The following is a 24,531-nucleotide window of genomic DNA, read 5'->3' on the forward strand; positions in this document are numbered from 1 at the left end:
ATGTGTTTTTAGTTGTTTTAAGTGTTTTTTTATCATAATAAGTCGAGTTAATTTACAAATAAACGTGTATTATGCTTTTAATTATATAAGTAATAGTTTATTTTTAATTTAAAACATGAGTTGTTTAAAAATAAAATAAAACAGAAAGTGAAATATTAAAATAACTTTTATATATTTGTATCACAATGGTAAAACAAAACAACATATGGTGGTGGAACTCTCTTAGTAAATAAGTGAGAAGAAACCTATATGTATATATTATATAAAGAAAAGGCTTATCTCACGATAAGCCTTTTTTGTTTTTAATAATAAAATTAAAATGAATAAAACAACATTCAAAACAGTTAGTAAAAAACGAATTTCAGATACAGTTACTCCAGTAGGTTTGTATTTGCGATTTAGAGATAAATATGCTAATACCTTATTGTTAGAGAGTTCAGATTATCATAGTAAAGAAGAAAGTTTTTCTTTTATAGCTATTGAACCTGTGGTAACAATGAAAGTAGAAAATCACGATTTTGTTGTTTCAAAACAAGGAAAAGTTATTGAAAAAAACAGTATCGATAAGAATTTTTATACCTTATTTGATAGTTTTTCAAAATCGATAGATTTAGATTGCGATCCAGCTTTAAAATCGTTTAACGGATTATATGGTTACTCAACATACGATAGTGTACAGTATTTTGAAAACATCGCATTAAATGTAAAAGACGCACCGTCTAAAATACCTTTAATGCAGTATAGTTTTTACAGATTTATAATCGCCATCAATCATTTTAATGATGAAATGACGATTATTGAAAATGTAGAAGCAGGAACTGAATCAAGAATTTCAGAAGTAGAAACCATCATTGAAGCACAAGCTTTCAATACTCAAAAATTTGAAATCGATGGACAAGAAACTTCAAACTGTACCAACGAAGATTTTAAAGAATATGTTGTAAAAGCAAAATCGCACTGTAAAAGGGGAGATGTTTTTCAATTAGTATTATCTCGTCAATTTCAACAGAAATTTAAAGGAGATGAATTTAATGTATACAGAGCATTACGTTCAATAAATCCATCACCTTATTTATTTTATTTTGATTACGGTTCGTTTAAATTAATGGGATCTTCACCAGAAGCACAAATTAAAATTAGTGCAGGAAAAGCAACCATCAATCCAATTGCAGGAACTTTCAGAAGAACTGGCGATATGGCAGAAGACATAAAGCTTGGTAAAAAATTATCCGAAGATAAAAAAGAAACTGCCGAACACGTAATGCTAGTTGATTTAGCACGAAACGATTTAAGTAAACATGCCGATAATGTAAAAGTTGAGGTATTTAAAGAAGTTCAATATTTTAGCCATGTAATTCACTTGGTATCGACTGTGCAAGGAAAAATAAAAGGAAATCCGATTGAAATAGTTGGAGATACTTTTCCTGCAGGAACTTTAAGTGGTGCGCCAAAATACAAGGCAATGCAGTTAATTGACACGTACGAAAATCAATCACGAGGTTTTTACGGAGGTGCAGTCGGAATTATTGGTTTAGATGGTTCTGTAAATTTAGCCATTGCTATTCGCTCGTTTGTTAGTAAAAATAACGTATTATATTACCAAGCGGGTGCGGGAATTGTAATTCATTCTGATGAAGAAAAAGAGTTACAAGAAGTAAATAATAAATTAGCAGCTCTGAAAAAAGCGTTAATTTTGGCAGAAAATATTTAGGGCGTTCGGGCGGGCTTTCCACTATATCTTTTTATTTTGAAAAAAAATAAAAAGGATGCCGTTTCAATCCCTAACGCAAAAGCGAGTTTTAAGATATTATTTAGATTATTCATTAATATCTTAAAAAAATAAACAAACAAATTGACTTATAAATAACAACATTTATTCGGCAATTACAATTAGAAAAAAATGAAAATATTAATACTAGATAATTACGATTCGTTTACCTACAATTTGGTACACATGGTAGAAGATATTACAGGTAATTTGCCAGACGTATATAGAAATGATGAAATTTCGGTTACAGAAATTGATAGATACGACGTTATTATTTTATCACCAGGTCCAGGAATTCCTGACGAAGCAGGTATTTTAAAAGACGTTATAAAACAATACGCGGGTAAAAAACCAATTTTTGGAGTTTGTTTAGGTTTACAAGCAATTACCGAAGTTTTTGGCGGAGCAATTGAAAACATGGGAGAAGTATTTCATGGTGTTGCTACCGAAATGGAAATCATTAAAAAAGATGCAGTTATTTTTAAAGATATTCCAACTAAATTTAAAGCAGCAAGATATCATTCTTGGACAGCCTCTCACAATAATTTTCCATCAGAATTAATGATTACGGCAAAAGATGAGCAAGGAGGAATCCAAGCAATTCAACATAAAGAATTTAATTTATCAGCAGTTCAATTTCACCCAGAATCAATATTAACAGATGTAGGTGAACAACTTGTTAGAAATTTTTTAAACAACGTTAAAAAATAAAATCTTTTAGAACATGAAAGAAATTTTAAATAATTTATATCAACATAAAAGATTAACAAAACTTGAAGCAAAACAGGTTTTAATTGATATTGCTTCAGGAAAATTTAACGAAGCACATTTAGCATCATTTATGACTGTTTTTATGATGCGTCCAATTTCTGTTGATGAGCTTGCGGGTTTTAGAAATGCTTTAGTAGAGTTGGCTATAAAAGTTGATTTTTCAGAATATAATACCATTGATATTGTAGGAACTGGAGGTGATGGAAAAGATACTTTTAATATATCAACATTAACTTCATTTATTGTTGCAGGAACAGGACAAAAAGTAGCAAAACATGGAAATTATTCCGTATCTTCTCAGTCAGGCTCTTCTGATATGTTAGAAAGTTTCGGATATCAATTTACAAATGATGAAGCTATTTTAAAATCGCATTTAGAAAAAGCAAATATTTGTTTTTTACACGCGCCAAAATTTCATCCAGCAATGAAAGCGGTAAGTGCAACAAGAAAAGAATTAGCGTTAAAAACGTTTTTTAATATGTTGGGTCCTTTGGTAAACCCGAGTTCGCCAAAAAATCAATTATTAGGAACGTTTAATTTAGAAGTTGCTCGTTTGTATAATTATATTTTGCAAGAAGAAGGAACTAATTACGGAATTGTACATGCACTTGATGGTTATGATGAAATTTCATTAACAAGCGGATTTAAGTTATTCACTAAAAATGGAGAACAACTAATTAATCCAGAAGATTTAGGACAAAAAAGATTACAACAATCAGATGTTTTTGGAGGTAAATCGGTTGCTGATGCAGCTAAAATATTCAAAAATATTATTGAAGGAAACGGTACTGAAGCACAAAATAGTGTTGTGTTAACAAATGCTGCATTTGCTTTAAAGATTGTAGATGATAAAAAGAGTTTTGAACAAGCATATCAAGAAGCAAAAGATTCTTTATTAGGATTAAAAGCAAAAGAATGTTTAGCTAAATTAATAGCATAAAGTAAAAAGTTAATTATAATGAGTTACTAAAATTTAAAACTCATAAAAATTACAAAAGCATAAAAAATGACAATATTAGATAAAATAATAGCCTTTAAGAAAACAGAAGTTGCTAAAATTAAAGCAGAAGTTCCTGTTAGTAAATTGGTAAAGAGCCCAAATTTTAAAAATGCCCCTTTTTCATTAAAAAAGTCATTATTAACAGTAGGTTCAACAGGAATTATTGCAGAGTATAAACGTAAATCTCCATCAAAAGGAATTATTAACGATACCTCTACAATATTAGAAGTAACAGAAGGTTATTTAAATGCAAACGTAGCAGCGCAATCTATTTTAACTGATACGCATTTTTTTGGAGGAACTATGGCTGATTTGTTAGAGGCTAGAACTGTAAATCAGCAAATACCAATTTTAAGAAAAGATTTTATTGTTGATGGTTTTCAAATTGTTGAAGCAAAAGCAATAGGAGCAGACGTTATATTGTTAATAGCGGCTTGTTTAACAAAACAAGAACTTAAAAATTACGGACAATTAGCAACCGATTTAGGTTTAGAAGTTTTATACGAAATACACACACAAGAGGATTTAGATAAAATTAGTGATTTGGATAATAAAATTATCGGAATTAATAATAGAAATTTAAAAACTTTTGAAGTTGATTTAGAACATTCTATCAACTTGGCAGGTCAAATTCCTGATACTGCAATTAAGGTTTCAGAAAGTGGAATTTCAGATCCTAGAATTATTACAGGCTTAAAAGAATATGGTTTTCAAGGATTTTTAATAGGAGAGAATTTTATGAAAACAAAAAACCCTGGAGAAGCTTGTAAAGATTTTATCGCTCAAATAAGATAAATATGAAATTGAAAGTTTGTGGAATGAAATATGTAGAAAATATCCAACAAGTTGCAGCATTGCAACCTGATTATTTAGGATTTATTTTCTATGAGAAATCAAAAAGAAATTTTGAAGGAATTATTCCAGATTTACCTAAAGAGATAAAAAAAGTAGGTGTTTTTGTAAATGAACTTCCAGAAATAGTAGTTTCATTAACTGAAGAATATGGTTTAAATGCGTTGCAATTACATGGTGATGAATCTCCAGAATATGTACAGCGTTTAAGAACCATTTTTGAAGAAAGTATTGCTGAAAAAAAGCAACATCTTAAATATAAAATTCCAGAATTGATAAAAGTTTTTGGAATTAAAGATAGTTTCGATTTTGAAGTTTTAAAACCATACAAATCATTAGTTGATTTCTTTTTGTTTGATACCAAAGGAAAAGAGCGTGGAGGAAATGGAATTACTTTTGATTGGTCTGTACTTCAAAAATATAATTTAACAAAACCATTTTTTTTAAGTGGAGGAATTGGGTTAGAAGAAGTATCAGAAATAAAAAAATTACGAGCATTAAATTTACCTATTTATGCTTTAGATGTAAATAGTAAATTTGAAACATCAGCTGGTTTAAAATCAGTAAAAGATATAACAAAATTTAAAAAAGACCTCAATGTTTTTTAAACCCGTGAGGAATACTAAATAGATAAAAAATGAAATATCAACCAACTAAAGAAGGATATTACGGGCAATTCGGTGGTGCATTTATTCCTGAATTATTACATCCAAACGTACAAGAGTTAGAAGATAATTATATTAAAATTATCGAATCCAAAGAGTTTCAAGACGAATACAAAGCATTGTTAAAAGATTATGTTGGACGTCCTACTCCGTTGTATTTGGCAGAAAGATTATCAGAAAAATATGGTGCTACTATTTATTTAAAACGTGAAGATTTAAATCATACAGGAGCACACAAAGTAAACAATACTGTTGGGCAAATTTTAATAGCAAAAAAGCTAGGTAAAACAAAAATTATAGCAGAAACAGGTGCTGGGCAACATGGTGTTGCAACGGCTACAGTTTGTGCTTTAATGGGCTTAGAGTGTATTGTTTTTATGGGAGAAAAAGACATTGCTAGGCAAGCGCCCAATGTTGCCCGAATGAAAATGTTAGGAGCTAAAGTTGTACCTGCATTAAGTGGAAGTAAAACCTTAAAAGATGCTACAAACGAAGCAATTCGTTATTGGATTCAGCATCCAGATAGTTATTATTTAATTGGTTCTGTTGTTGGTCCTGCTCCGTATCCTGATATGGTAGCGCGTTTACAAGCTATTATTTCAGAAGAAATGAAATGGCAATTAAAAGAAAAAACAGGAAAAGAAAATCCTGATACAATTATTGCCTGTGTTGGAGGTGGTTCTAATGCTGCGGGTGCTTTTTATCATTATTTAGAAGATGAAGAAGTAGGTTTAGTAGCTGTAGAAGCTGGTGGTTTAGGAGTTGATTCTGGCGAAAGTGCAGCAACATCTCAATTAGGACAAGTTGGTGTAATTCATGGGAGTAAAACTATTTTAATGCAAGATGAATACGGACAAATTACAGAGCCATATTCTATTTCTGCAGGATTAGATTATCCAGGAGTTGGTCCTTTACATGCATTTTTACACGAAACTAAGCGTGCCGAATTTTTGAATGCAACAGATGATGAAGCTTTAGAAGCTGCTTTTGAATTAACCAAATTAGAAGGAATTATTCCTGCTTTAGAAACGGCACATGCATTGGCTGTTTTATCTAAAATGGATTTGAAAAAAGACCAAGTAATTGTCATAAACTTATCAGGAAGAGGTGATAAGGATTTAGAAACGTATATGAAGCATTTAAAAGCGTAAGGAGATGAAATTATTAAAAGAAATATTTCAAGAAAAGAAGAATTTACTTTCTATATTTTTTACAGCAGGTTTTCCAAATTTAAATGATACAACTAAAATTATACACGATTTAAGTGAAAATGGTGTTGATTTTATAGAAGTTGGTTTGCCATATTCTGATCCTTTAGCAGATGGAACTACAATACAAGATAGTAGTCATAGAGCTTTGCAAAATGGAATGAATTTAGATGTTGTTTTTGAGCAGCTAAAATCAGTAAAAGATACCAATAAAACACCATTAGTTTTAATGGGATATTTGAATCAGCTTATTAAATATGGTGAAGATAAATTTTGTCAAGCAGTAAAAGATTGCGGTATGAAAACTGTTATTTTTCCTGATTTGCCAATGATTGAATATGAAAATCATTATAAAGCATTATTCGAAAAATACGGAATTACTAATGTGTTTTTAATTACGCCTCATACATCAGAAGAACGTATTCGAAAAATTGATGCACTTACAGATGCGTTTATTTATGTAGTTGCTTCGGCATCTATTACAGGAGCAAAAGGAGAAATATCAACCGAGCAAATTGATTACTTTAAGCGAATTGAAGCAATGAATTTAAAAAGTAAATTAGTAGTTGGTTTTGGTATTTCTGATAACAAAACATTTACAACAGCTTGTAATTATGCCGATGGTGCAATTATTGGTTCGGCTTTTATTAAAGATTTAGATAAAAATGGCGTAGCAGGTATTTCTAATTTTGTTAGTAAAATTACCAATGCTTAATTTTAATAAGGATATAATATATTTTAATAGTTGTAAATAATATTGTAGAAATGTTTAGCCCCGATTGAAGCAATTGTTTGAGCTCTTTTTTGTTTTTTTCAAACAAAAAAAGCGAGTGCGGAAAGCGGGAAATAGCTTCAAAATATTTTAATAAGCACTTAAAAGAAACGTAGAATTTAATTTCTACGTTTTTTTTTATGATTATTTTTGTGAAATGATACAGCTAACAGAAAAAGATTTATTAGTAAAATTAAAAACTAATTTTGGATACGACAGTTTTCGGTTACAGCAAAAAGCAATTATTGAAAATGTTTTAGCTAAAAAAGATACCTTAGTAATAATGCCAACAGGAGGAGGAAAATCTATTTGTTTTCAGTTGCCTGCCTTATTTTTTGATGGAATTACGTTGGTAATATCGCCATTAATTGCTTTAATGAAAGATCAGGTTGATAGTTTAAAAGCTAACGGAATACCTGCAACGTATTATAATAGTAGTCAATCTTCGGAGGAGCAAGAAGCTGTTTTTGATGCGGTTATCAATAAAAAAGTAAAACTTTTATACGTTGCTCCTGAGAGTTTAGCTTTGCTTCAAAATTTGTTAAATCAGAATTATATTAGTTGTGTTGCTATTGATGAAGCACATTGTATTTCTTCTTGGGGTCATGATTTTAGACCTTCTTATAAACAGTTATCTTTTTTAAAAAGAACCTTACCTGAAGTGCCAATTGTTGCTTTAACTGCAACTGCCGATAAAGCAACTCAAGAGGATATTTTAGAACAGTTAGCTATACCAAATGCAACTAAATATGTGAGTTCTTTTAATCGAGAAAATATAAGTTTAGAGGTGCGACCTGCAAATGATAGAGTACAACAGATTATTAAATTTATTAATAAAAAACCAAATGATGCAGGAATTATTTATTGTTTAAGTAGAAAAGCTACCGAACAATTAGTAAGTAAATTAAAGCAACAAAATATTAATGCAAAAGCGTATCATGCGGGTTTAACTTTTGAAGAACGTGCCAAAAATCAAGAAGATTTTATAAAAGATGATGTGCAAATTATTTGTGCTACAGTAGCGTTTGGAATGGGAATCGATAAATCGAATGTGCGTTGGGTAATTCACTATAATATGCCTAAAAATATTGAAGGTTATTATCAGGAAATAGGTCGTGCAGGAAGAGACGGATTACCTGCTCAAGCGTTGCTTTTTCATAGTTATGCTGATGTAATTCAATTGCGTCAATTTATAGCAAATACTAGTAATAAAGAGGTTCAGGAGGCAAAGTTAGAGCGTATGAAACAGTTTGCAGAAGCAACGGTATGCAGACGCAAAATATTATTAAGCTATTTTGGTGAATTAATCGATGAAAATTGTGGTAATTGTGATGTTTGTAAAAATCCAGTTCAGTATTTTGATGGAACTATTATAGCACAAAAAGCACTTTCGACTATTTACAGATTGCGAGAAAAAGAGGCCATGGGTACTGTAGTAGATGTGCTAAGGGGGGCTAAAAATGCTGGGATTTTAGATAAGAATTACCAAACCTTAAAAACGTACGGTATTGGTGCTGATATTTCATGGAAAGATTGGCAACATTATATTGTTCAGTTAATAAATCAGGGATATTGTCAGATAGCATTTCACTTGCATAATACCTTACAATTAACCGATTTTTCTAAAAAAATACTTTTTGAAGGAGAAAAGGTTCAATTAACAATTCCTGTTGAATTTAAGAAAGAATCTAAAAAAGTAGCAGCAAGTACTCGTAAAACAACTAAATCAACTGTAAGAGATACGTTGTTTGAACGTTTACGAAAATTAAGATATCGTATTGCAAAAGAAGAAGATATTGCTGCGTATTTGATTTTTAGTGATGCTACTTTACGCGCCTTAGAAAATGAACGTCCGCAAACTGATAATGCTTTTTTAAGTATTAGTGGAGTGGGGCAACGAAAGTTAGAGGTGTATGGAGGTGAGTTTATGGAAGAGATTAGTGCTTTTATAAAAGAAAAAAAGAAAGGGAAAAAAGATACTACTCTAGAAACCTACAACTTATACAAAGAGGGTTTTACAATTGATGAAATAGCAGAGAAACGAAGTTTAAAAGGACAAACAATATTTTCTCATTTATCAAAATTATATTTAGAAGGAAAAGATGTAAATTTAGATAAATTTATAAATGCAAATACTATTAAATTAATAGCAAATGCTAAAAAAGTACTTAAAAATGAAATTGCTTTAAAGCCATATTTTGAATTTTTAGGCGAAAAAGTTCCGTATGAACAAATAAGAATAGGTCTTACTATTTTGCAAAAGAAAGGATAACTTCTGTGATTTTCAAATAAAAGCTCAGATAATTAACTTATCTGAGCTTTTACTCACTTGTATATTACAATACTAAATATATTAATGACCAGGTGCTTCTAATAAGTTAAGCGTACTAGTATTTTTAATTTTTACTTCTTCTGAAAAATCACCATGAACAATTAAAGTATTTTCATGACGATTAACTAATTTACTCATTTTATTACGGTTTAATAATAAAACGGTTTTAAAACCAGAATGGTCTTTTGCTTCTAAAATATTTTCACCATTAAATTCTACAATCCATCCGCTTTCTTTAATGTTATTTTCATATTCTAATTCGATAACAGGCATTTTATAAAAACGATAATCTTGAATATACCCTAATGCTATTTTTAAACGTAAGTTACCACCTTCAACAGTATATGAATCTTCTTTTAAACCAGCATCTTTAAAAGAAAATTTGTTAAAAGCAGGTTTGTCCATTGTAATTTCTAACTGTCCTTCTGTTGCGTTTAATATCATAATTTATTTTTTAATTTATTAATATAACTTCTAATTACTACTATAAATTTAGGCTTACTATTACTTTTAATTCATGATATTTATCATTGTTTTTATTTTTTTTTATAACTAGATATCAGCTTACATATTTCGTCTATACTGCCCACCAACTTTAAATAAAGCTTCGGTAATTTGCCCTAAAGAACAGAACTTTGTCGCCTCCATTAATTTATCGAATAAATTTTCATTCTGAACAGCCGCTTCTTGAAGAATCCCTAATTGTTCTTGAACTTTTCTGTCATTGGCTTTATTCAATAATTCTTTGGTTTGAATTTGGAATTTTTTTTCTTGCTCCGTTGCACGAATCACTTCCGTAGGTTGTACCGTTGGCGAGCCTTTTGAACTTAAAAAGGTATTTACACCAATAATAGGAAATGTTCCATTATGTTTTAAAGTTTCGTAATACAAGCTTTCTTCTTGTATTTTAGAACGCTGATACATAGTTTCCATAGCACCTAAAACACCACCACGTTCTGTAATTCTATCAAATTCAGTTAACACAGCTTCTTCTACTAAATCGGTTAATTCTTCAATAATAAAAGCACCTTGAATCGGATTTTCATTTTTAGTTAACCCTAATTCTTTGTTAATGATTAATTGAATTGCCATCGCTCTACGCACAGATTCTTCGGTAGGCGTGGTAATCGCTTCATCGTATGCGTTGGTGTGCAAAGAATTACAATTATCGTTAATCGCATATAAAGCTTGTAAGGTTGTACGAATATCATTAAAATCAATTTCCTGAGCATGTAAAGAGCGTCCAGAAGTTTGAATATGATATTTTAACATTTGCGCTCTTGAGTTTGCTCCGTATTTATGCTTCATGGCTTTTGCCCAAATTTTACGAGCAACACGACCAATTACCGAATATTCAGGGTCAATTCCGTTAGAGAAAAAGAACGATAAATTAGGTCCGAATTTATTAATATCCATTCCACGAGATAAATAATATTCAACATAGGTAAATCCGTTAGATAAAGTTAAAGCCAATTGCGTAATCGGATTTGCACCAGCTTCGGCAATATGATATCCAGAAATAGAAACAGAATAAAAATTACGAACCTGTTCTTTTATAAAATATTCTTGCACATCACCCATTAAACGTAAGGCAAATTCTGTTGAAAATATACACGTATTTTGTGCTTGATCTTCTTTTAAAATATCTGCTTGAACTGTACCACGAACTTGTGCTAAGGTAGTTTTTTTGATTTCAGCATATACATCCGAAGGTAAAATCATATCACCGGTTAATCCTAAAAGCATCAATCCTAAACCATCATTTCCTTGTGGTAAATCTCCTTGATAGGTTGGTCTTTCTAAACCTTTTGAATCATAAATTTCATCAAATTTAGCCTCAACTAAATCCTCTAAATTATTTTCTTTGATGTATTTTTCACAATTCTGATCGATTGCCGCATTCATGAAAAAACCTAACAACATTGGCGCAGGACCATTAATTGTTAAACTTACAGAAGTTAAAGCGTGTGTTAACTCAAAACCAGAAAATAATTTTTTAGCATCATCTAAACAACAAATAGAAACTCCTGCATTTCCTATTTTCCCATAAATATCAGGTCTTCTACCAGGATCATTTCCGTATAAAGTAACCGAATCAAAAGCAGTTGATAAACGCTTTGCAGGCATTCCTAAACTTACATAATGAAAACGTCTGTTGGTACGTTCTGGTCCTCCTTCACCAGCAAACATTCGTGTTGGGTCTTCACCAGTTCTTTTAAATGGATATAATCCTGATGCATATGGAAACTCTCCAGGAACATTTTCTTGTAAATTCCAACGTAATAAATCGCCCCAAGCTTGATATTTTGGTAAAGCTACTTTCGGAATTTGTGTATGCGATAAAGATTCACTGTGTGTATCAATATTAATTATTTTATCTCTAACTTTGAAACTATAAACAGGGTCTTTATATTTTTGAACTTTGGTTTTCCAATTTAAAATTACTTCCCAGTTATGAGGGTCAAGATTTAGTTTTACTTTATCAAATTGTGCTATTAATAATTTTGCAAAATCAATTTCATCCTCTGAAATTTCTTTTAAAATTTCATCTTGTTCTAATCCATTTTTAGATAAAAAATCTTCTTTTATTTCCTTCGGAAGAATAGATAAAATGGTTTGATGAATACCATATAATTTTTGAGCAACAATAACTTGGCTATCTACTTTTTGATCATAAGCTCTATTACTTTCTGATATTTCAGATAAATAACGAACTCGGTTTGGTGGAATTACAAATATTTTTTCAGACATTTCTTTGGTAATTTCCATCGTTGATGTTAAATCAACGCCTGTTTTTTCAACGATTTTATCCATAATACGTTTGTATAGCGTATTCATTCCAGGATCGTTAAATTGAGAAGCAATTGTTCCAAAAACGGGCATATCATCCATGTGAATATCCCAAAGATTATTGTTTCGCATGTATTGTTTTTTTACATCACGAATAGCATCTAAAGCGCCACGTTTGTCAAATTTATTGATAGCTACTAAATCAGCAAAATCAAGCATATCGATTTTTTCTAATTGTGTTGCGGCACCAAATTCTGGAGTCATTACATATAATGAAGTATCAGAATGTTCTATAATTTCGGTATCAGATTGCCCAATTCCAGAAGTTTCTAAAATGATTAAATCAAATTCGGCAGCTTTTAAAACTTCAATAGCTTCATTTACATATTTTGATAAAGCCAAATTAGATTGACGAGTAGCTAACGAACGCATATAAACACGGTTGTTATTAATAGCATTCATACGAATACGGTCACCTAATAAAGCACCTCCTGTTTTACGTTTAGAAGGATCAACAGAAATAATTCCAATTGTTTTTTTAGGAAAATCAATTAAAAAACGACGTACTAATTCGTCTACTAAACTTGATTTTCCTGCACCACCAGTTCCTGTAATTCCTAAAACAGGCGTTTTAGAATTTTTATTTTTTTGATGAATAATTTCTAAAGTTTCTTTGGCTACTTCAGGAAAATTTTCTGCAGCAGAAATAATACGAGCAATACTTCCAATTTCTTTTTCAGCTAAATGGTTAATTTCATCGGTAAGTATATTTCCAATGGCAAAATCAGCAGTTTTAACAAGGTCATTAATCATTCCTTGCAAACCTAATTCACGCCCATCATCGGGAGAGTAAATACGGGTAATTCCATAATCCATTAATTCGTTAATTTCTTCAGGAAGAATTACACCACCACCACCACCAAATATTTTAATATGACTAGCTCCTTTTTCTTTTAGTAAGTCATACATGTATTTAAAATATTCGGTATGACCACCTTGATAAGAGGTTATTGCAATAGCATTAGCATCTTCTTGAATAGCACAATTAACAACTTCTTCCACACTACGGTCATGACCTAAGTGAATTACCTCTACACCGGTAGATTGGATAATTCTACGCATAATGTTTATAGATGCATCATGTCCATCAAATAATGAAGCTGCTGTTACAATTCGTACTTTATGTGTAGGTTTATAGATTGTTATTTGTTTCATCCGTAAAATTTATATTGCAATTTACGAATTTATTAAAAGGATTGTATGTACTTTATTACTTATAAATAATTTGTAAAACTCCAAAATTTACGAGATTTAATATATGTTAAGTTTGCTTCGTTTGTATAAGCTTCTCTTTCGAAACTTAAATTTTTGTATGCAGTAGCACTATTTTTGTACTTTATTAATTTAAGTATCCATTCAATGATATAAAAAAGATAAAAAAAAATAATGAATAATTCTAATTGTTGTTTTAAATGAATTTTTTCATGATTTATTAAAACAGGATTTTCTTTTAAATCTTTTCTTTTTAAAAAGATAAAAGGAAATAAGGTAATACCTACAAAACCTTTTGGAACCATATGTTTAGATATGAAAATCATAATGTAACAAGGGGTTAATTTGTAAAAGTACATTTTTATATTTTAAAAAGAGTGCGTTTTTTTGGCATATTTATTGCTAGTTACTTTTTTAAAACCTATTAAAATCAATACTGTTATGAGATTTTAAGAAAATGATTAATTAACAAAAAGTATTTTTTTTTGATTAAAAATTGTCGTAAATTAAATCACTTTTAGCTTTATTAAGTATAGTGTGTCATAAAAAATATAAAAACCAAAACAAAATGAAAATAGCTAGATTACTTTTTTTACCAATTATTGCTTTATTTATTAATTCATGTAGTACTGTAAGAGTAGCGACAGATTATGATACTAAGGTTGATTTTAACAACTATAAAACATTTGCTTTTTATAAAAAAGGAATTGATAAGGCTGCTATTTCAGATTTAGATAAAAAGCGAATTATGAGAGCTATTGAAAAAGAGTTAATAGCAAAAGGAATGACAAAATCAGCTTCACCTGATATTTTAGTGAGTTTATTTACAAAATCAAGAGAACGAATTAATGTAAATGATAATATGTATGGTGGGTTTTATTACCCATTTTATTACGGTATGAATAGAATAAATGTGTCTCAATATACAGAAGGTACATTATTTATTGATTTGTTAGATGCTCAAAAGAAAGAATTGGTTTGGCAAGGTATTGGAACAGGTACGCTAAGTACCAGTAATGTTGAGCGAAAAGAAGCGAAAGTTAAGGAGTTTGTTAAAGAAATAATAGCTAAATACCCTCCTGAAGTTAATAAGAAGTAAAAAATCACTATATTTATAAAACATACGTTAATAAAAAGATAGCATCTTTATTAACGTATTTTTTATGATATTTGCATAATGAGAAACACAATTTTAAAAGCTGCACCTGATGAGTACTACGTAAATGAGCAAGGCTATCGAGTTTTTAAAGAAGCATATCATTTAAGAAGGGGGTATTGTTGTAAAAGCGGCTGTAAACATTGTCCGTTTGGTTATGATAAAAAAACAGATAGCTTTAAATAGTGTGACAATTAGTAATAAAATGTATCTAAAAGATATAAATCAAACAAAGATGAAAAAAATTATAGTATCAGTAGTATTTGTAGTTTTATTAACAGGGTGTGCTGAATTACAAAAAGTAGTTAATCAGTTACCGCAAGGAACTACTAATGGGGTTTTGTCAGAGCAACAAATAGGAAATGGTTTACGTCAAGCATTAGATAATGGAATTAAAAACCAAGTAGCCAAACTAACCTCTAAAGATGGTTTTTATAAAAATGAATTAGTGAAAATAGTTTTACCAGAGGAGTTACAGGCAGTTGATAAAGGGTTGCGAAAAATAGGTTTAAGTAAATTAGCAGATGAAGGTTTAAAAGCTATTAATAGAACAGCAGAAGATGCTGTTAAAACCGCAACACCTATATTTGTAAATGCAGTAAAAGAAATATCTTTTAACGATGCCAAAAATATTTTATTAGGTGATAAAAATGCTGCAACTTCTTATTTAGAAGGAAAAACAAATTCAGCATTATATAGTCAGTTTAATCCAGTAATAAAAAATTCATTTTCAAAGGTTGGAGCTGATAAAATTTGGGCTAATTTAATAGGTAAGTATAATAGTATACCTTTTGTGAAAAGTGTAAATCCTGATTTAACAGATTATGTGACAGGACAGGCATTAAACGGTGTTTTTAAAATGATTGCTGTTGAGGAAAAAGGAATTCGTGAAAAATCAGGCTTACGTAATACTGATTTGCTACGTAAGGTGTTTGCTTTGCAAGACAAGTATTAAGAAATATTTATTTTTATAAAAATAATAATCTCATAGGTTTTTAAAATCTATGAGATTTTTTATATCATAATTTGTAAAATATAATAAACTCATGTTGTTGATTAGTAATTAAATATGTATATTTATGACTTATCTAACTCTATTTATAATGTCAAGTATTAATCAATTACATAAGTATAAAAAACATCTAGAAGAAAGGTATTATAAACTAGTTGAAAGGGCTAATGATTATAAGTATGAAGATGAGTGTAAGAGTGATCGTTCTGCTTTTAAAGCAATGCGTGTATTAGAAAAACTTAACCGTATACGGTATTTAGATAAGGATTTTTCTAGTATGTAGTATTTTAAAGTAATCAAAAGCTTTTAATAATCGGCTACCATGCCAAGAAAACATTTCACCATCAACTAATATAATTTTTGATTTATCAAAATACTTCTTTATTTCATTGATGTGTTTTTTGTTAAAAGGATAAGGTTCAGAAGAAAGAAAAATTAATTCAGGATTTTTGTTACTTACAACATTTTTTAAGTTAATTTCAGGGTAACGTGTTTTGTTTTTGTGGATATTGTTAAAATTATTTAATTCCAAAATAGTGTTGATAAAAGTATTGTTTGCTGCAACCATCCAAGGATCTTTCCAAATAAAATAAGCAACCTTTATTGGTCTTTTATCCTGTAAAAATATTTGAAGATTATTAAATTTAATAATTAATTGTTTGGTAATTTTATTTGCTTCTGCTTTGCATGCAAATATTTCACCATATTTATTTATCAGGTTTAAAGAATCATCAAAAGTAAAAATATCAGAAACATGTACAGGGGCTATTTTTTTACAAGCTTCAACAATTTCTTTACTATTCTCTTCCTTGTTACATAGAATAATATCAGGATTTAATGCAGCTATTTTATCTATTTTAATAGTTTTAGTACCGCCAACAATTGTTTTATTTTTTCTTAAATTATTAGGGTGTACACAAAATTTAGTAACTCCTACAATATAATTCTCTAGGCCTAAGCTAACTAATAATTCAGTTTGACTTGGAACTAGAGAAATGATTCTTTTAGGTATTTTATCTAATTCAAAAACAGGATTTGTAGGGTTTTTGAATAGCATGTTTTTTAATTTAAAATAGCACTCATTTGTAACTGTAAATCTTTTGCTTTTTTAGCAGCTTTATTAGCAAAGTCATCTTTATTGGAGGCGTAAATAATTCCACGAGATGAGTTAATTAGTAAACCAATACTCTCTGTCATTCCATATTTGCAAACGTCTTGTAAATTACCACCTTGAGCACCAACACCAGGAACTAATAAAAAACTATCAGGAACAATTTTACGTATTTCTGTAAAGTATTCAGCCTTAGTGGCGCCTACTACATACATTAAGTTTTGAGAGTTTTTCCAACATTTAGAAGTTTCTAAAACTTGCTTATATAATTCTTTGCCATTAACAGTTTTTGTTTGAAAATCAAAAGCACCTTGGTTAGATGTTAAAGCTAGCATAATGGTGTGTTTAGCTTTAAAAGCTAAAAATGGTTCTACAGAATCTTTTCCCATGTAAGGTGCAACTGTAACCGAATCAAAAGCTAAATCTTCAAAAAAAGCTTTGGCATACATTGTTGAGGTGTTACCAATATCACCACGTTTAGCATCTGCAATAGTAAAAATTTCAGGATGTTTTTCATTAATGTATTTAATAGTTTTTTCAAGCGATTTCCAACCTTTTATTCCATAAGCTTCATAAAACGCAGTATTTGGTTTGTAGGCAACGCATAAATGATGAGTAGCATCAATGATAGCTTTATTAAAGGCAAAAATAGGATCATCTTCCTTTAATAAATGTTGCGGTATTTTAGTTAAATCGACATCTAAACCGATGCATAAAAACGATTTCTTTCTTTTAATTTCGTTAACTAATTCTTGTGTAGTCATGTGTTATTGTAAAAGTTAAGCAAAAGTACACTTTTTTAACACTTTCTATTATCTTTGTTACATATGTTTCAATATGTAATTAATAAATTTTTTTACGGGTTTTTAACACTGTTTGGTGTGGTTACGGTTATTTTTTTTTTATTTAACGTATTGCCAGGAGATCCTGCTCGAATGATGTTAGATCAACGAGAGGATACGGAGCAACTTCAAAATATTAGAAAAAAGTATGGCTTTGATAAGCCTATATTTACACAATACTTATACTATTTAAACGATGTATCACTGTTGTCATTTCATAGTACTAATGTTAACGATTATACTTTTTTAACGGATGGAAAATACAAAGCTCAAAAAATAATATCTATTAAAACAGTTCATGTGGTTGTTAAATATCCTTATTTACGTACATCATTTCAAAAAAACGGTAAAAATGTATCAGAAGTAATATCTGAAACATTACCCAATACGGCCATTTTAGCAACATTTGCAATGTTAATAGCACTGTTGTTAGGAATTGTTATGGGTATTTTATCTGCACTGTATAAAGATACTTTTTTTGATAAAATCATCGCTGTAATTAGTACTTTAGGTATGAGTGTTCCTTCTTTTTTCTCAGCAATTTTATTTGCTTGGTTTTTCGGATTTATACTCCATGAATATACTGGTTTAGAAATGACAGGTAGTTTATATGAGGTAGATAATTTTGGTAATGGAATGTATATTCAGTGGAAAAATTTAATATTACCTGTAATAGTATTAGGTATTCGTCCGTTAGCAGTAGTTATTCAGTTAATGCGTAATTCGTTGTTAGAAACATTAAATCATGATTATATACGAACGGCTAAAGCAAAAGGTTTAACGGCATATCAAGTAATTAAAATTCACGCTTTAAAAAACTCACTAAATCCTGTAATAACAGCTATTTCAGGCTGGTTTGCTTCTATGTTAGCAGGTGCCGTTTTTATAGAGTATATTTTTAATTGGAACGGATTAGGAAAAGAAATTGTTAACTCATTAAACACCCTTGATTTACCTGTTATTATGGGAACTGTGTTAGTGGTAGCAACATTATTTATAGTAATAAATATATTGGTTGATGTTATTTATAGTTGGTTAGACCCTCGAATAAAAATAAATTAGTATGAAACTTTTGTTATCAATAATAATACTTTTCTTTTTTTGTAGTTGTGCTATTTTTAAGCCTAAATATTTTACTGATGATGCTCTAGCTGAAAAGTTAGTAACTATTAATCGAGATTCAGTTACTTTGCGAGATATTTTACAAAAGAATAAAAATAAGCAATACTTTTTGCAAATTTTTGCAACTTATTGTCCTTTTAGTCAGCGTAGTTTTAAAGATGTTATTAAGTTTCAAAAAGAAAATCCATCGCTTAAATATATTTTTTTATCAGTAGATCATTCTTATTTTGATTGGAAAAGAGGACTTGAAAACATCAAAGTAAAAGGACAATATTATTATATTCCTAAAAAAGGAAAAGGAAAATTAGCAGAGTTTTTAAAATTAAAAACAATTCCAAGGTTTATGATTATAAATAATAAGTCTGAAATAAAAATATTTAAAGCATCAAGTATATCTAATAGAGTTAAAAAAAGTATTTATTAGAATGAAGTCGTATATATTTTTAGCTTTTTGCGGATTTTTTTTTATAAAGTGTGTTGTTAAAAGCCCTACTGAATTTTCAAAAGAAGCATTAGAAGATGTTTTTATTTCAATAAACAAGAAAGAAGTTAGGTTTAAAGATATTTTAGAAGAAAATAAAAACAAGAAAATAGTAATAGACGTTTGGGCATCATGGTGTAAGGACTGTTTAGAAAGTTTACCTGATGTAAAAAAGCTCCAAATTCAAAATCCATCAGTAGTATTTGTATATTTGTCGTTAGATAGAGATGTTCAATCTTGGAAATTAAGTGTTGATAGATTAAATTTAAAAGGAGAACACTATTTTATGCCGTCAGGTTGGAAAGGTAGTTTAGCTAAGTTTTTAGGTTTAAATTATATTCCACGCTATTTGGTTGTCAGTGAAGATGGAAAAATAATTATTTTTAATAAAACTAAGATAACTCATGAAGTTATTATCAAAGCAATAAATTAATAATTTTAAAAATAAAAAAAAATGAAAAAAATAATTTACTTAGTACTTTTTGTTTTATTTGTATCTTGTAATACAGAGAAACCAGCAGCTTTTTCAGAAGAAGTTTTAAATGAAACTTTTTTAACATTAAATGAAAAAGCTATAACTTTTAAAGAAATATTAGCTAAATATAAAGGTAAAAAAGTAATGTTTGAGGTATGTGCCTCTTGGTGTTCTGAATGTGTTTCAGGAATACCAGCCATAAAAAAGTTAAAAGCTAAAAACCCTGAAACTGTTTTTGTTTTTTTATCAATAGATAAAACAATTCCGCAATGGAAAAAAGGAATAGAACGTTTTTTTAATATAGATGGTGATCATTACTTTTTGTCAGCTTCTTTAAAAGGAGGATATGCAAAAGGTTTAGGTATAAAAGATGTACCAAGTTATATGGTTGTTAATGAGTTGGGTATCATTTCTTTAGCTAATGTAACAGAACCGTTTGATCCAAGATTAGAAGCGGCGTTAAAACAAAAATAAAAATATAAATTAGATAGTAGTTTTGAGAAAAAAAATAGTTGCAGGTAACTGGAAGATGAACATGAACCTTGATGAAACGAAACAGTTAATCAAGCAAATAAATAAAGAAATAAAAGCAGAAGAGTTAGCAGATAATACTAGAGTAATTATAGCTCCTAGTTTTGTAAACTTAAAAACAGCTATTAAAAAAGTTAGTAAGTCGAATATTGAGGTTGCAGCTCAAAATGTTCATCAAGCAAAAAATGGAGCTTTTACAGGTGAAATATCAGCAGATATGTTAACATCAGTAGGGGTTAAGATTGTAATTTTGGGTCATTCAGAACGTAGAGAATATTTTAGAGAAACAGATGAGCTTCTTGCTCAAAAAGTCACTGCTGCACTAGAAAATAATTTAGAAATTATCTTTTGTTTTGGTGAAGTTTTAGAAGATAGGAAGTCTAATAATTACTTTAAAGTTGTTGAAAGTCAATTAAAAAACGGATTATTTCATTTAGATAAAGAAGATTTTTCTAAAATAATTTTGGCTTATGAACCAGTTTGGGCAATAGGTACTGGAGAAACAGCATCTCCAGAGCAAGCTCAAGAGATGCACGCTTTTGTTAGAGAAAATATAGATAAACAATACGGACAAGAAGTAGCTAATAATGTTTCAATATTATATGGCGGTAGTGTGAAACCAGTTAATGCTAAAGAAATTTTTTCAAAACAAGATGTAGATGGAGGGTTAATTGGAGGAGCAGCTTTAAATGCAAATGACTTTACAGCTATTATTAAATCAGTATAATGGATAATATTTATATAGAATATATTTTTAATGTAAGCCCTGTGGTACCTGCAACAGAAATTTTAATAGCAGAATTAGGCGAAGTTGGTTTTGAGAGTTTTGTAGAAAGAGATAATGGTGTTACTGCTTACATTCAAAAAAATCAATGGAGAGAAAACTTATTGGATGATATTTTTGTTTTAAAATCAAAGGAATTTTCTATTGATTTTGGTTACAAAGAAATTGAGCAAACAAATTGGAATGCTGAATGGGAGAAAAATTTTAATCAAATTAAGGTTGATGATTTAGTAAGTATAAGAGCACCTTTTCACGAAAACCCTCAATTAAAATATGATATTGTAATTGAGCCAAAAATGAGTTTTGGTACAGGGCATCATGAAACCACGCATATGATGGTACAGCATTTAATTGATTTAGATGTAGCTAATAAAAAAGTGTTAGATATGGGATGTGGAACAGGTATTTTAGCAATTTTTGCAGAAATGAAAGGAGCAAAACCTATTGACGCTATTGATATTGATGCTTGGTGTTATGAGAATTCATTAGAAAATGTAGAAAGAAATAACTGTAAAAATATTTCAGTTTATGAAGGAGATTCTGCACTTTTAGCAGGTAAAAAATACGATGTTATTATAGCAAATATTAATCGAAACATTTTATTGAATGATATGGAAGTATATACAGCTTGTTTAAATAAATTAGGCGTATTATTATTAAGTGGTTTTTATAGTCAAGACGTTCCAATTATAAATGCAGAGGTTACAAAACACGGTTTAACATTAAATAAAACAATAAAAAGAAATAATTGGGTAGCTTTGCAGTATCAAAAAACAGCATAAATGAGTACAATAGAAAAAATACAAGAGGAGCTAGATGTTTTGATTCAAGAAACAAAAAAGCACGAAATAATTTTACATAATGATGATGTGAACACTTTCGATTTTGTAATTGATAGTTTAGTAGATGTTTGCGATCATACATTAGAGCAAGCAGAACAATGTTCTGTATTGGTTCATTATAAAGGGAAGTGTGCCGTTAAAACGGGTGATTATAAAGATTTAGAACCAAGGTGTAGTAAATTACAGCAATTAGGGTTGTCAGCAGAAATAATTTAATATGGAAAACGTTTTTAGGTATTATGAATTTACAGATTTTTTAAAAGATGAATCGTCAAGTTTTTCAGGAAATCAAATATGTTATTCTGTATTAAATGAAGAGCATTTTTTGATTTTTGAAAAAGATAAAGAAACCTATAATTTATATGTTTCTAAATATCAAGAAAAATCAGAAATAGGTATAAAAAAACCTAAAATATTGGAGTTGTTGGTAGGTGATTATGACAAGTCAATACCTGAGCACCGAATTTTTTTAAGAAAATATTTATACTAAAAAACTCAAAAAAAACTTTTTTGAGTTTTTTTTTGTTTTAATGTGACTATTAATTATTAACCGTGTCTTACTTAATGTAGATAGTATTTAAATTGTTTTAAAAATAAATTATTTCTTATTTTAATTGGTAAGATATTTAAAGATAGTAGTAGTTAGTTTTTATACTAAGTTTGGTTAGATGAAAAGGCCTTAAGCGAAAGCTTAAGGTCTTTTTTATGTTGTGATTATTATTTCAATGCTTTTAAAAATTAATTTATATCTATTGACGTGAATACAGAGTTACAATAGTCTAGTATTATAAATGAATTTTATAATGTAGGGTATTTTACCGCCTTAGTCATTTGTGAACTTGAACAGTTTGATAATATAGTTTTAAATTTTTATTAATAAAAAATTTAATTTTATAGTAATTAATGTAGTAAATATAGAAGCTGAAAAAATATTGAATAATGTATTATTTATTAAGATAAATATAATGTTATTGAAATTAATTCTATTAGTTGTAAAATAGCTAATAAATACTTTTAAGAGTTTTTTTATAAAAAAGAAGAGATAGTTCTGAGTATATACATAACTAAATTAGAGTTGAAGAGGCAGTGGTATTAATTACAATAAAAATAACACATTCTACAAAATATTTAAAAGTAGTTTTATAACAGTATTTAACAGGTAAAACTTAGTTTAATAAAAAAACACTAAGAAATTAAATTCTTAGTGTTTTGTTGTGACCTCGGCTGGATTCAAACCAGCAACCTCTTGAGCCGTAATCAAGTGCGCTATTCAGTTGCGCCACGAGGCCGTATTGCGAGTGCAAATTTACAACTGTTTTTTTGTTTTAAAAAATAAATTAGAAGTTTTTTTTTATGAAATTAATTGAGTTCTTTTTTGAAGTTATTTATTGTTTTTTTAGCTGCTTCATAATCAGATTTATAGATGAATAATTCGCATGAATCACCTGTGGTACCAAATCCTGCTAATCTTCCGGATTCTTTCGTATCTTTTATTAAAGTAGGTATTTTATCTTTGTCTAATAAAAAAGCAAGTCTATTTGCTAAAATTGAAGTTCCTGTGTATATTTTTATGTGTTCTTTCATAATTTTAATTAAAATTAGTTGTTTTGTAAATGGTTATTTTGAAGTACAATACATTTATTATATCAACAATATAAGTATTTAAAGCTAGTAAAAAAAATAATAATCTTATGTTTTAAAGCTTTTTATAGGTTCTTTATTTTGGTGCAAAGTTCTATATTTGTAAAAAAAAAGTAGATGAGTATTGTATATATAGTAGTAGGATTGTTGTTGTTGGTTCTTGGGGGTAATTGGTTGTTGAAAGCAGCGGTAGGATTGTCTTTAAAATTGAATATACCAAAAATAGTTATTGGTATGACGGTTGTTTCTTTTGCTACATCTGCGCCAGAGTTAATTGTTAGTATTAAATCAGCATTAAGCGGCGCTACAGGTTTAGCGGTAGGTAATGTAATAGGTTCAAATATTGCAAATTTGGGTTTAGTTTTGGGTATTACTATAATTTTATCAACTATAGAAGTTGAAAAAAGTTTTTATAAAACAGATTGGCCTGTAATGATGATTGCTTCAGGGTTGTTGTATTTTTTTATAGCTTTTGATAACACGATTCAACGTTATGAAGGTGTTATTTTATTTACAATGCTGGTATTTTTTTTAGTTTATTTACTGCGTTTTCAAAAAACAGCGGTTGTAGATGAAATGCCTGAAGATGATGAAGAATTGCCTTTGTACAAAATAGTGTTATTCTTGTCTATTGGAGGGTTCTGTTTGTGGGCAGGGTCTGAGTTATTAGTTAATGGATCGGTAGATTTAGCTAAAAATTTAGGTGTAAGTGATGCTGTTATAGGTGTAACTATTGTTTCTGTAGGGACAAGTGTACCTGAGTTAGCTGCTTCTATAATAGCTGTGCTAAAAAAAGAGAAAGCAATTTCTTTAGGTAATTTAATAGGTTCTAATGTGTTTAATATATTGGCTGTTTTAGGTATCACGGCAATTATTACTCCAATAGAAGTGAAGGCTGATGCATTGAGCTTAATAAATAAGGATATTTATTGGATGTTAGCAATTTCATTTTTAGTGTTACCGTTAGTATTTTTACCAAATAAATTGCGCTTGAATTGGAAAGACGGAATAATATTATTAGGTTGTTATTTTACCTTTATATATTTAACAATATCATAATTTCTTGTTTTTTTATTAAAAATAAATAAGTATTTTTTATTAGTT

General features: G+C 29.1%; 27 protein-coding genes and 1 tRNA gene. 21 read left to right on the top strand and 7 right to left on the bottom strand.

From position 1 onward, the window contains the following. Positions 1-319 precede the first annotated feature (319 nt). The 8 genes from ACN5J4_RS09705 to recQ all read left to right on the top strand — a co-directional run bounded on the left by ACN5J4_RS09705 (position 320) and on the right by recQ (position 9,308). Positions 320-1,711, top strand: a complete 1,392-nt coding sequence (locus ACN5J4_RS09705; protein ID WP_418649801.1) for an anthranilate synthase component I family protein — start codon at positions 320-322, stop codon at positions 1,709-1,711. 189 nt (positions 1,712-1,900) lie between these two features. Further along, on the top strand, positions 1,901-2,479 hold the full coding sequence (locus tag ACN5J4_RS09710; protein ID WP_418649802.1) for an anthranilate synthase component II: 579 nt from the start codon (positions 1,901-1,903) through the stop codon (positions 2,477-2,479). Positions 2,480-2,492: 13 nt separating this feature from the next. Then, positions 2,493-3,479, top strand: coding sequence for an anthranilate phosphoribosyltransferase (gene trpD, locus ACN5J4_RS09715; RefSeq protein WP_418649803.1), 987 nt, complete (start codon positions 2,493-2,495; stop codon positions 3,477-3,479). Between the two features lie 66 nt (positions 3,480-3,545). Beyond that, positions 3,546-4,334 (top strand): indole-3-glycerol phosphate synthase TrpC, encoded by a 789-nt coding sequence (gene trpC / locus ACN5J4_RS09720; RefSeq protein ID WP_418649804.1) that lies wholly within the window; start codon positions 3,546-3,548, stop codon positions 4,332-4,334. Positions 4,335-4,336: 2 nt separating this feature from the next. Next, positions 4,337-4,999 carry a phosphoribosylanthranilate isomerase gene (locus ACN5J4_RS09725; RefSeq protein ID WP_418649805.1) on the top strand — a complete coding sequence of 221 codons (663 nt, stop codon included), beginning with the start codon at positions 4,337-4,339 and terminating at the stop codon, positions 4,997-4,999. A gap of 29 nt (positions 5,000-5,028) precedes the next feature. Beyond that, positions 5,029-6,207 carry a tryptophan synthase subunit beta gene (gene trpB / locus ACN5J4_RS09730; RefSeq protein WP_418649806.1) on the top strand — a complete coding sequence of 393 codons (1,179 nt, stop codon included), beginning with the start codon at positions 5,029-5,031 and terminating at the stop codon, positions 6,205-6,207. 4 nt (positions 6,208-6,211) lie between these two features. Then, on the top strand, positions 6,212-6,979 hold the full coding sequence (gene trpA, locus ACN5J4_RS09735) for a tryptophan synthase subunit alpha (RefSeq protein WP_418649807.1): 768 nt from the start codon (positions 6,212-6,214) through the stop codon (positions 6,977-6,979). A gap of 214 nt (positions 6,980-7,193) precedes the next feature. Next, complete coding sequence (gene recQ, locus ACN5J4_RS09740; RefSeq protein WP_418649808.1) at positions 7,194-9,308, top strand: DNA helicase RecQ; 2,115 nt, start codon at positions 7,194-7,196, stop codon at positions 9,306-9,308. Between the two features lie 81 nt (positions 9,309-9,389). Here the strand turns inward: recQ and ACN5J4_RS09745 are convergent, their stop codons facing one another. The 3 genes from ACN5J4_RS09745 to ACN5J4_RS09755 all read right to left on the bottom strand — a co-directional run bounded on the left by ACN5J4_RS09745 (position 9,390) and on the right by ACN5J4_RS09755 (position 13,756). Beyond that, positions 9,390-9,812: a hypothetical protein gene (locus tag ACN5J4_RS09745; RefSeq protein WP_418649809.1), complete on the bottom strand. Its 423-nt coding sequence runs from the start codon at positions 9,810-9,812 to the stop codon at positions 9,390-9,392. Positions 9,813-9,932: 120 nt separating this feature from the next. Next, positions 9,933-13,373: a methylmalonyl-CoA mutase family protein gene (locus ACN5J4_RS09750; RefSeq protein ID WP_418649810.1), complete on the bottom strand. Its 3,441-nt coding sequence runs from the start codon at positions 13,371-13,373 to the stop codon at positions 9,933-9,935. A gap of 59 nt (positions 13,374-13,432) precedes the next feature. Further along, entirely contained in the window at positions 13,433-13,756 is a 324-nt protein-coding gene (locus ACN5J4_RS09755) for a hypothetical protein (RefSeq protein ID WP_418649811.1), read from the bottom strand. Positions 13,757-13,998: 242 nt separating this feature from the next. Here ACN5J4_RS09755 and ACN5J4_RS09760 point away from each other — a divergent pair, with 242 nt between their 5' ends. From ACN5J4_RS09760 to ACN5J4_RS09775, 4 genes are all read left to right on the top strand, one after another. Then, positions 13,999-14,529 carry a DUF4136 domain-containing protein gene (locus tag ACN5J4_RS09760; RefSeq protein ID WP_418649812.1) on the top strand — a complete coding sequence of 177 codons (531 nt, stop codon included), beginning with the start codon at positions 13,999-14,001 and terminating at the stop codon, positions 14,527-14,529. Between the two features lie 78 nt (positions 14,530-14,607). Beyond that, complete coding sequence (locus tag ACN5J4_RS09765; protein WP_418649813.1) at positions 14,608-14,772, top strand: DUF5522 domain-containing protein; 165 nt, start codon at positions 14,608-14,610, stop codon at positions 14,770-14,772. A 49-nt stretch (positions 14,773-14,821) separates the two neighbouring features. After that, on the top strand, positions 14,822-15,541 hold the full coding sequence (locus ACN5J4_RS09770) for a DUF4197 domain-containing protein (RefSeq protein WP_418649814.1): 720 nt from the start codon (positions 14,822-14,824) through the stop codon (positions 15,539-15,541). Between the two features lie 124 nt (positions 15,542-15,665). Next, entirely contained in the window at positions 15,666-15,881 is a 216-nt protein-coding gene (locus tag ACN5J4_RS09775; RefSeq protein ID WP_418649815.1) for a hypothetical protein, read from the top strand. On the opposite strand, the gene ACN5J4_RS09780 is transcribed toward ACN5J4_RS09775, so the two are convergent. Then, positions 15,855-16,655 carry an ABC transporter substrate-binding protein gene (locus tag ACN5J4_RS09780; protein ID WP_418649816.1) on the bottom strand — a complete coding sequence of 267 codons (801 nt, stop codon included), beginning with the start codon at positions 16,653-16,655 and terminating at the stop codon, positions 15,855-15,857. The genes ACN5J4_RS09775 and ACN5J4_RS09780 overlap by 27 nt on opposite strands. A 5-nt stretch (positions 16,656-16,660) precedes the next feature. Continuing rightward, complete coding sequence (gene pyrF, locus ACN5J4_RS09785; protein WP_418649817.1) at positions 16,661-17,473, bottom strand: orotidine-5'-phosphate decarboxylase; 813 nt, start codon at positions 17,471-17,473, stop codon at positions 16,661-16,663. Positions 17,474-17,536: 63 nt separating this feature from the next. Between pyrF and ACN5J4_RS09790 the strand changes: the two genes are divergently transcribed. The 8 genes from ACN5J4_RS09790 to ACN5J4_RS09825 are packed head-to-tail and all read left to right on the top strand — an operon-like array spanning position 17,537 to position 22,276. Further along, positions 17,537-18,613, top strand: a complete 1,077-nt coding sequence (locus tag ACN5J4_RS09790) for an ABC transporter permease (protein ID WP_418649818.1) — start codon at positions 17,537-17,539, stop codon at positions 18,611-18,613. A 1-nt stretch (position 18,614) separates the two neighbouring features. Beyond that, complete coding sequence (locus tag ACN5J4_RS09795; protein WP_418649819.1) at positions 18,615-19,097, top strand: TlpA family protein disulfide reductase; 483 nt, start codon at positions 18,615-18,617, stop codon at positions 19,095-19,097. 1 nt (position 19,098) lies between these two features. Further along, positions 19,099-19,587 carry a TlpA family protein disulfide reductase gene (locus ACN5J4_RS09800; RefSeq protein ID WP_418649820.1) on the top strand — a complete coding sequence of 163 codons (489 nt, stop codon included), beginning with the start codon at positions 19,099-19,101 and terminating at the stop codon, positions 19,585-19,587. A gap of 21 nt (positions 19,588-19,608) precedes the next feature. Continuing rightward, positions 19,609-20,103 carry a TlpA family protein disulfide reductase gene (locus tag ACN5J4_RS09805; protein ID WP_418649821.1) on the top strand — a complete coding sequence of 165 codons (495 nt, stop codon included), beginning with the start codon at positions 19,609-19,611 and terminating at the stop codon, positions 20,101-20,103. Between the two features lie 22 nt (positions 20,104-20,125). Continuing rightward, the gene (tpiA, locus tag ACN5J4_RS09810; protein ID WP_418649822.1) at positions 20,126-20,887 is read left to right on the top strand and encodes a triose-phosphate isomerase; all 762 of its coding nucleotides are present in this window, start codon (positions 20,126-20,128) and stop codon (positions 20,885-20,887) included. Beyond that, complete coding sequence (gene prmA / locus ACN5J4_RS09815; protein ID WP_418649823.1) at positions 20,887-21,726, top strand: 50S ribosomal protein L11 methyltransferase; 840 nt, start codon at positions 20,887-20,889, stop codon at positions 21,724-21,726. The genes tpiA and prmA overlap by 1 nt, the downstream gene beginning before the upstream one ends. After that, a complete protein-coding gene (locus ACN5J4_RS09820; protein WP_418649824.1) occupies positions 21,727-22,002 on the top strand; it encodes an ATP-dependent Clp protease adaptor ClpS in 276 nt (91 codons plus the stop codon). A 1-nt stretch (position 22,003) separates the two neighbouring features. Next, positions 22,004-22,276: a hypothetical protein gene (locus ACN5J4_RS09825; protein ID WP_418649825.1), complete on the top strand. Its 273-nt coding sequence runs from the start codon at positions 22,004-22,006 to the stop codon at positions 22,274-22,276. A 725-nt stretch (positions 22,277-23,001) separates the two neighbouring features. On the opposite strand, the gene ACN5J4_RS09830 is transcribed toward ACN5J4_RS09825, so the two are convergent. Together ACN5J4_RS09830 and ACN5J4_RS09835 are read right to left on the bottom strand one after the other, a co-directional pair. After that, positions 23,002-23,075: transfer RNA gene (locus ACN5J4_RS09830), tRNA-Arg, on the bottom strand. 70 nt (positions 23,076-23,145) lie between these two features. After that, positions 23,146-23,370: a DUF2007 domain-containing protein gene (locus ACN5J4_RS09835; RefSeq protein WP_418649826.1), complete on the bottom strand. Its 225-nt coding sequence runs from the start codon at positions 23,368-23,370 to the stop codon at positions 23,146-23,148. A 174-nt stretch (positions 23,371-23,544) separates the two neighbouring features. Between ACN5J4_RS09835 and ACN5J4_RS09840 the strand changes: the two genes are divergently transcribed. Beyond that, positions 23,545-24,486: a calcium/sodium antiporter gene (locus ACN5J4_RS09840; protein ID WP_418649827.1), complete on the top strand. Its 942-nt coding sequence runs from the start codon at positions 23,545-23,547 to the stop codon at positions 24,484-24,486. Positions 24,487-24,531 lie beyond the last annotated feature (45 nt).

It is taken from the genome of Tenacibaculum aestuariivivum (assembly GCF_964507685.1).
GTDB classification, from domain to species: Bacteria; Bacteroidota; Bacteroidia; order Flavobacteriales; family Flavobacteriaceae; genus Polaribacter; species Polaribacter aestuariivivum.

Coding starts and splice junctions, on each gene's coding strand:
- ACN5J4_RS09705 (WP_418649801.1), top strand. CDS start 320: ATGAATAAAACAACATTCAAAACAGTTAGTAAAAAACGAATTTCAGAT.
- ACN5J4_RS09710 (WP_418649802.1), top strand. CDS start 1,901: ATGAAAATATTAATACTAGATAATTACGATTCGTTTACCTACAATTTG.
- trpD (WP_418649803.1), top strand. CDS start 2,493: ATGAAAGAAATTTTAAATAATTTATATCAACATAAAAGATTAACAAAA.
- trpC (WP_418649804.1), top strand. CDS start 3,546: ATGACAATATTAGATAAAATAATAGCCTTTAAGAAAACAGAAGTTGCT.
- ACN5J4_RS09725 (WP_418649805.1), top strand. CDS start 4,337: ATGAAATTGAAAGTTTGTGGAATGAAATATGTAGAAAATATCCAACAA.
- trpB (WP_418649806.1), top strand. CDS start 5,029: ATGAAATATCAACCAACTAAAGAAGGATATTACGGGCAATTCGGTGGT.
- trpA (WP_418649807.1), top strand. CDS start 6,212: ATGAAATTATTAAAAGAAATATTTCAAGAAAAGAAGAATTTACTTTCT.
- recQ (WP_418649808.1), top strand. CDS start 7,194: ATGATACAGCTAACAGAAAAAGATTTATTAGTAAAATTAAAAACTAAT.
- ACN5J4_RS09745 (WP_418649809.1), bottom strand. CDS start 9,812: ATGATATTAAACGCAACAGAAGGACAGTTAGAAATTACAATGGACAAA.
- ACN5J4_RS09750 (WP_418649810.1), bottom strand. CDS start 13,373: ATGAAACAAATAACAATCTATAAACCTACACATAAAGTACGAATTGTA.
- ACN5J4_RS09755 (WP_418649811.1), bottom strand. CDS start 13,756: ATGATTTTCATATCTAAACATATGGTTCCAAAAGGTTTTGTAGGTATT.
- ACN5J4_RS09760 (WP_418649812.1), top strand. CDS start 13,999: ATGAAAATAGCTAGATTACTTTTTTTACCAATTATTGCTTTATTTATT.
- ACN5J4_RS09765 (WP_418649813.1), top strand. CDS start 14,608: ATGAGAAACACAATTTTAAAAGCTGCACCTGATGAGTACTACGTAAAT.
- ACN5J4_RS09770 (WP_418649814.1), top strand. CDS start 14,822: ATGAAAAAAATTATAGTATCAGTAGTATTTGTAGTTTTATTAACAGGG.
- ACN5J4_RS09775 (WP_418649815.1), top strand. CDS start 15,666: ATGACTTATCTAACTCTATTTATAATGTCAAGTATTAATCAATTACAT.
- ACN5J4_RS09780 (WP_418649816.1), bottom strand. CDS start 16,655: ATGCTATTCAAAAACCCTACAAATCCTGTTTTTGAATTAGATAAAATA.
- pyrF (WP_418649817.1), bottom strand. CDS start 17,473: ATGACTACACAAGAATTAGTTAACGAAATTAAAAGAAAGAAATCGTTT.
- ACN5J4_RS09790 (WP_418649818.1), top strand. CDS start 17,537: ATGTTTCAATATGTAATTAATAAATTTTTTTACGGGTTTTTAACACTG.
- ACN5J4_RS09795 (WP_418649819.1), top strand. CDS start 18,615: ATGAAACTTTTGTTATCAATAATAATACTTTTCTTTTTTTGTAGTTGT.
- ACN5J4_RS09800 (WP_418649820.1), top strand. CDS start 19,099: ATGAAGTCGTATATATTTTTAGCTTTTTGCGGATTTTTTTTTATAAAG.
- ACN5J4_RS09805 (WP_418649821.1), top strand. CDS start 19,609: ATGAAAAAAATAATTTACTTAGTACTTTTTGTTTTATTTGTATCTTGT.
- prmA (WP_418649823.1), top strand. CDS start 20,887: ATGGATAATATTTATATAGAATATATTTTTAATGTAAGCCCTGTGGTA.
- ACN5J4_RS09820 (WP_418649824.1), top strand. CDS start 21,727: ATGAGTACAATAGAAAAAATACAAGAGGAGCTAGATGTTTTGATTCAA.
- ACN5J4_RS09825 (WP_418649825.1), top strand. CDS start 22,004: ATGGAAAACGTTTTTAGGTATTATGAATTTACAGATTTTTTAAAAGAT.
- ACN5J4_RS09835 (WP_418649826.1), bottom strand. CDS start 23,370: ATGAAAGAACACATAAAAATATACACAGGAACTTCAATTTTAGCAAAT.
- ACN5J4_RS09840 (WP_418649827.1), top strand. CDS start 23,545: ATGAGTATTGTATATATAGTAGTAGGATTGTTGTTGTTGGTTCTTGGG.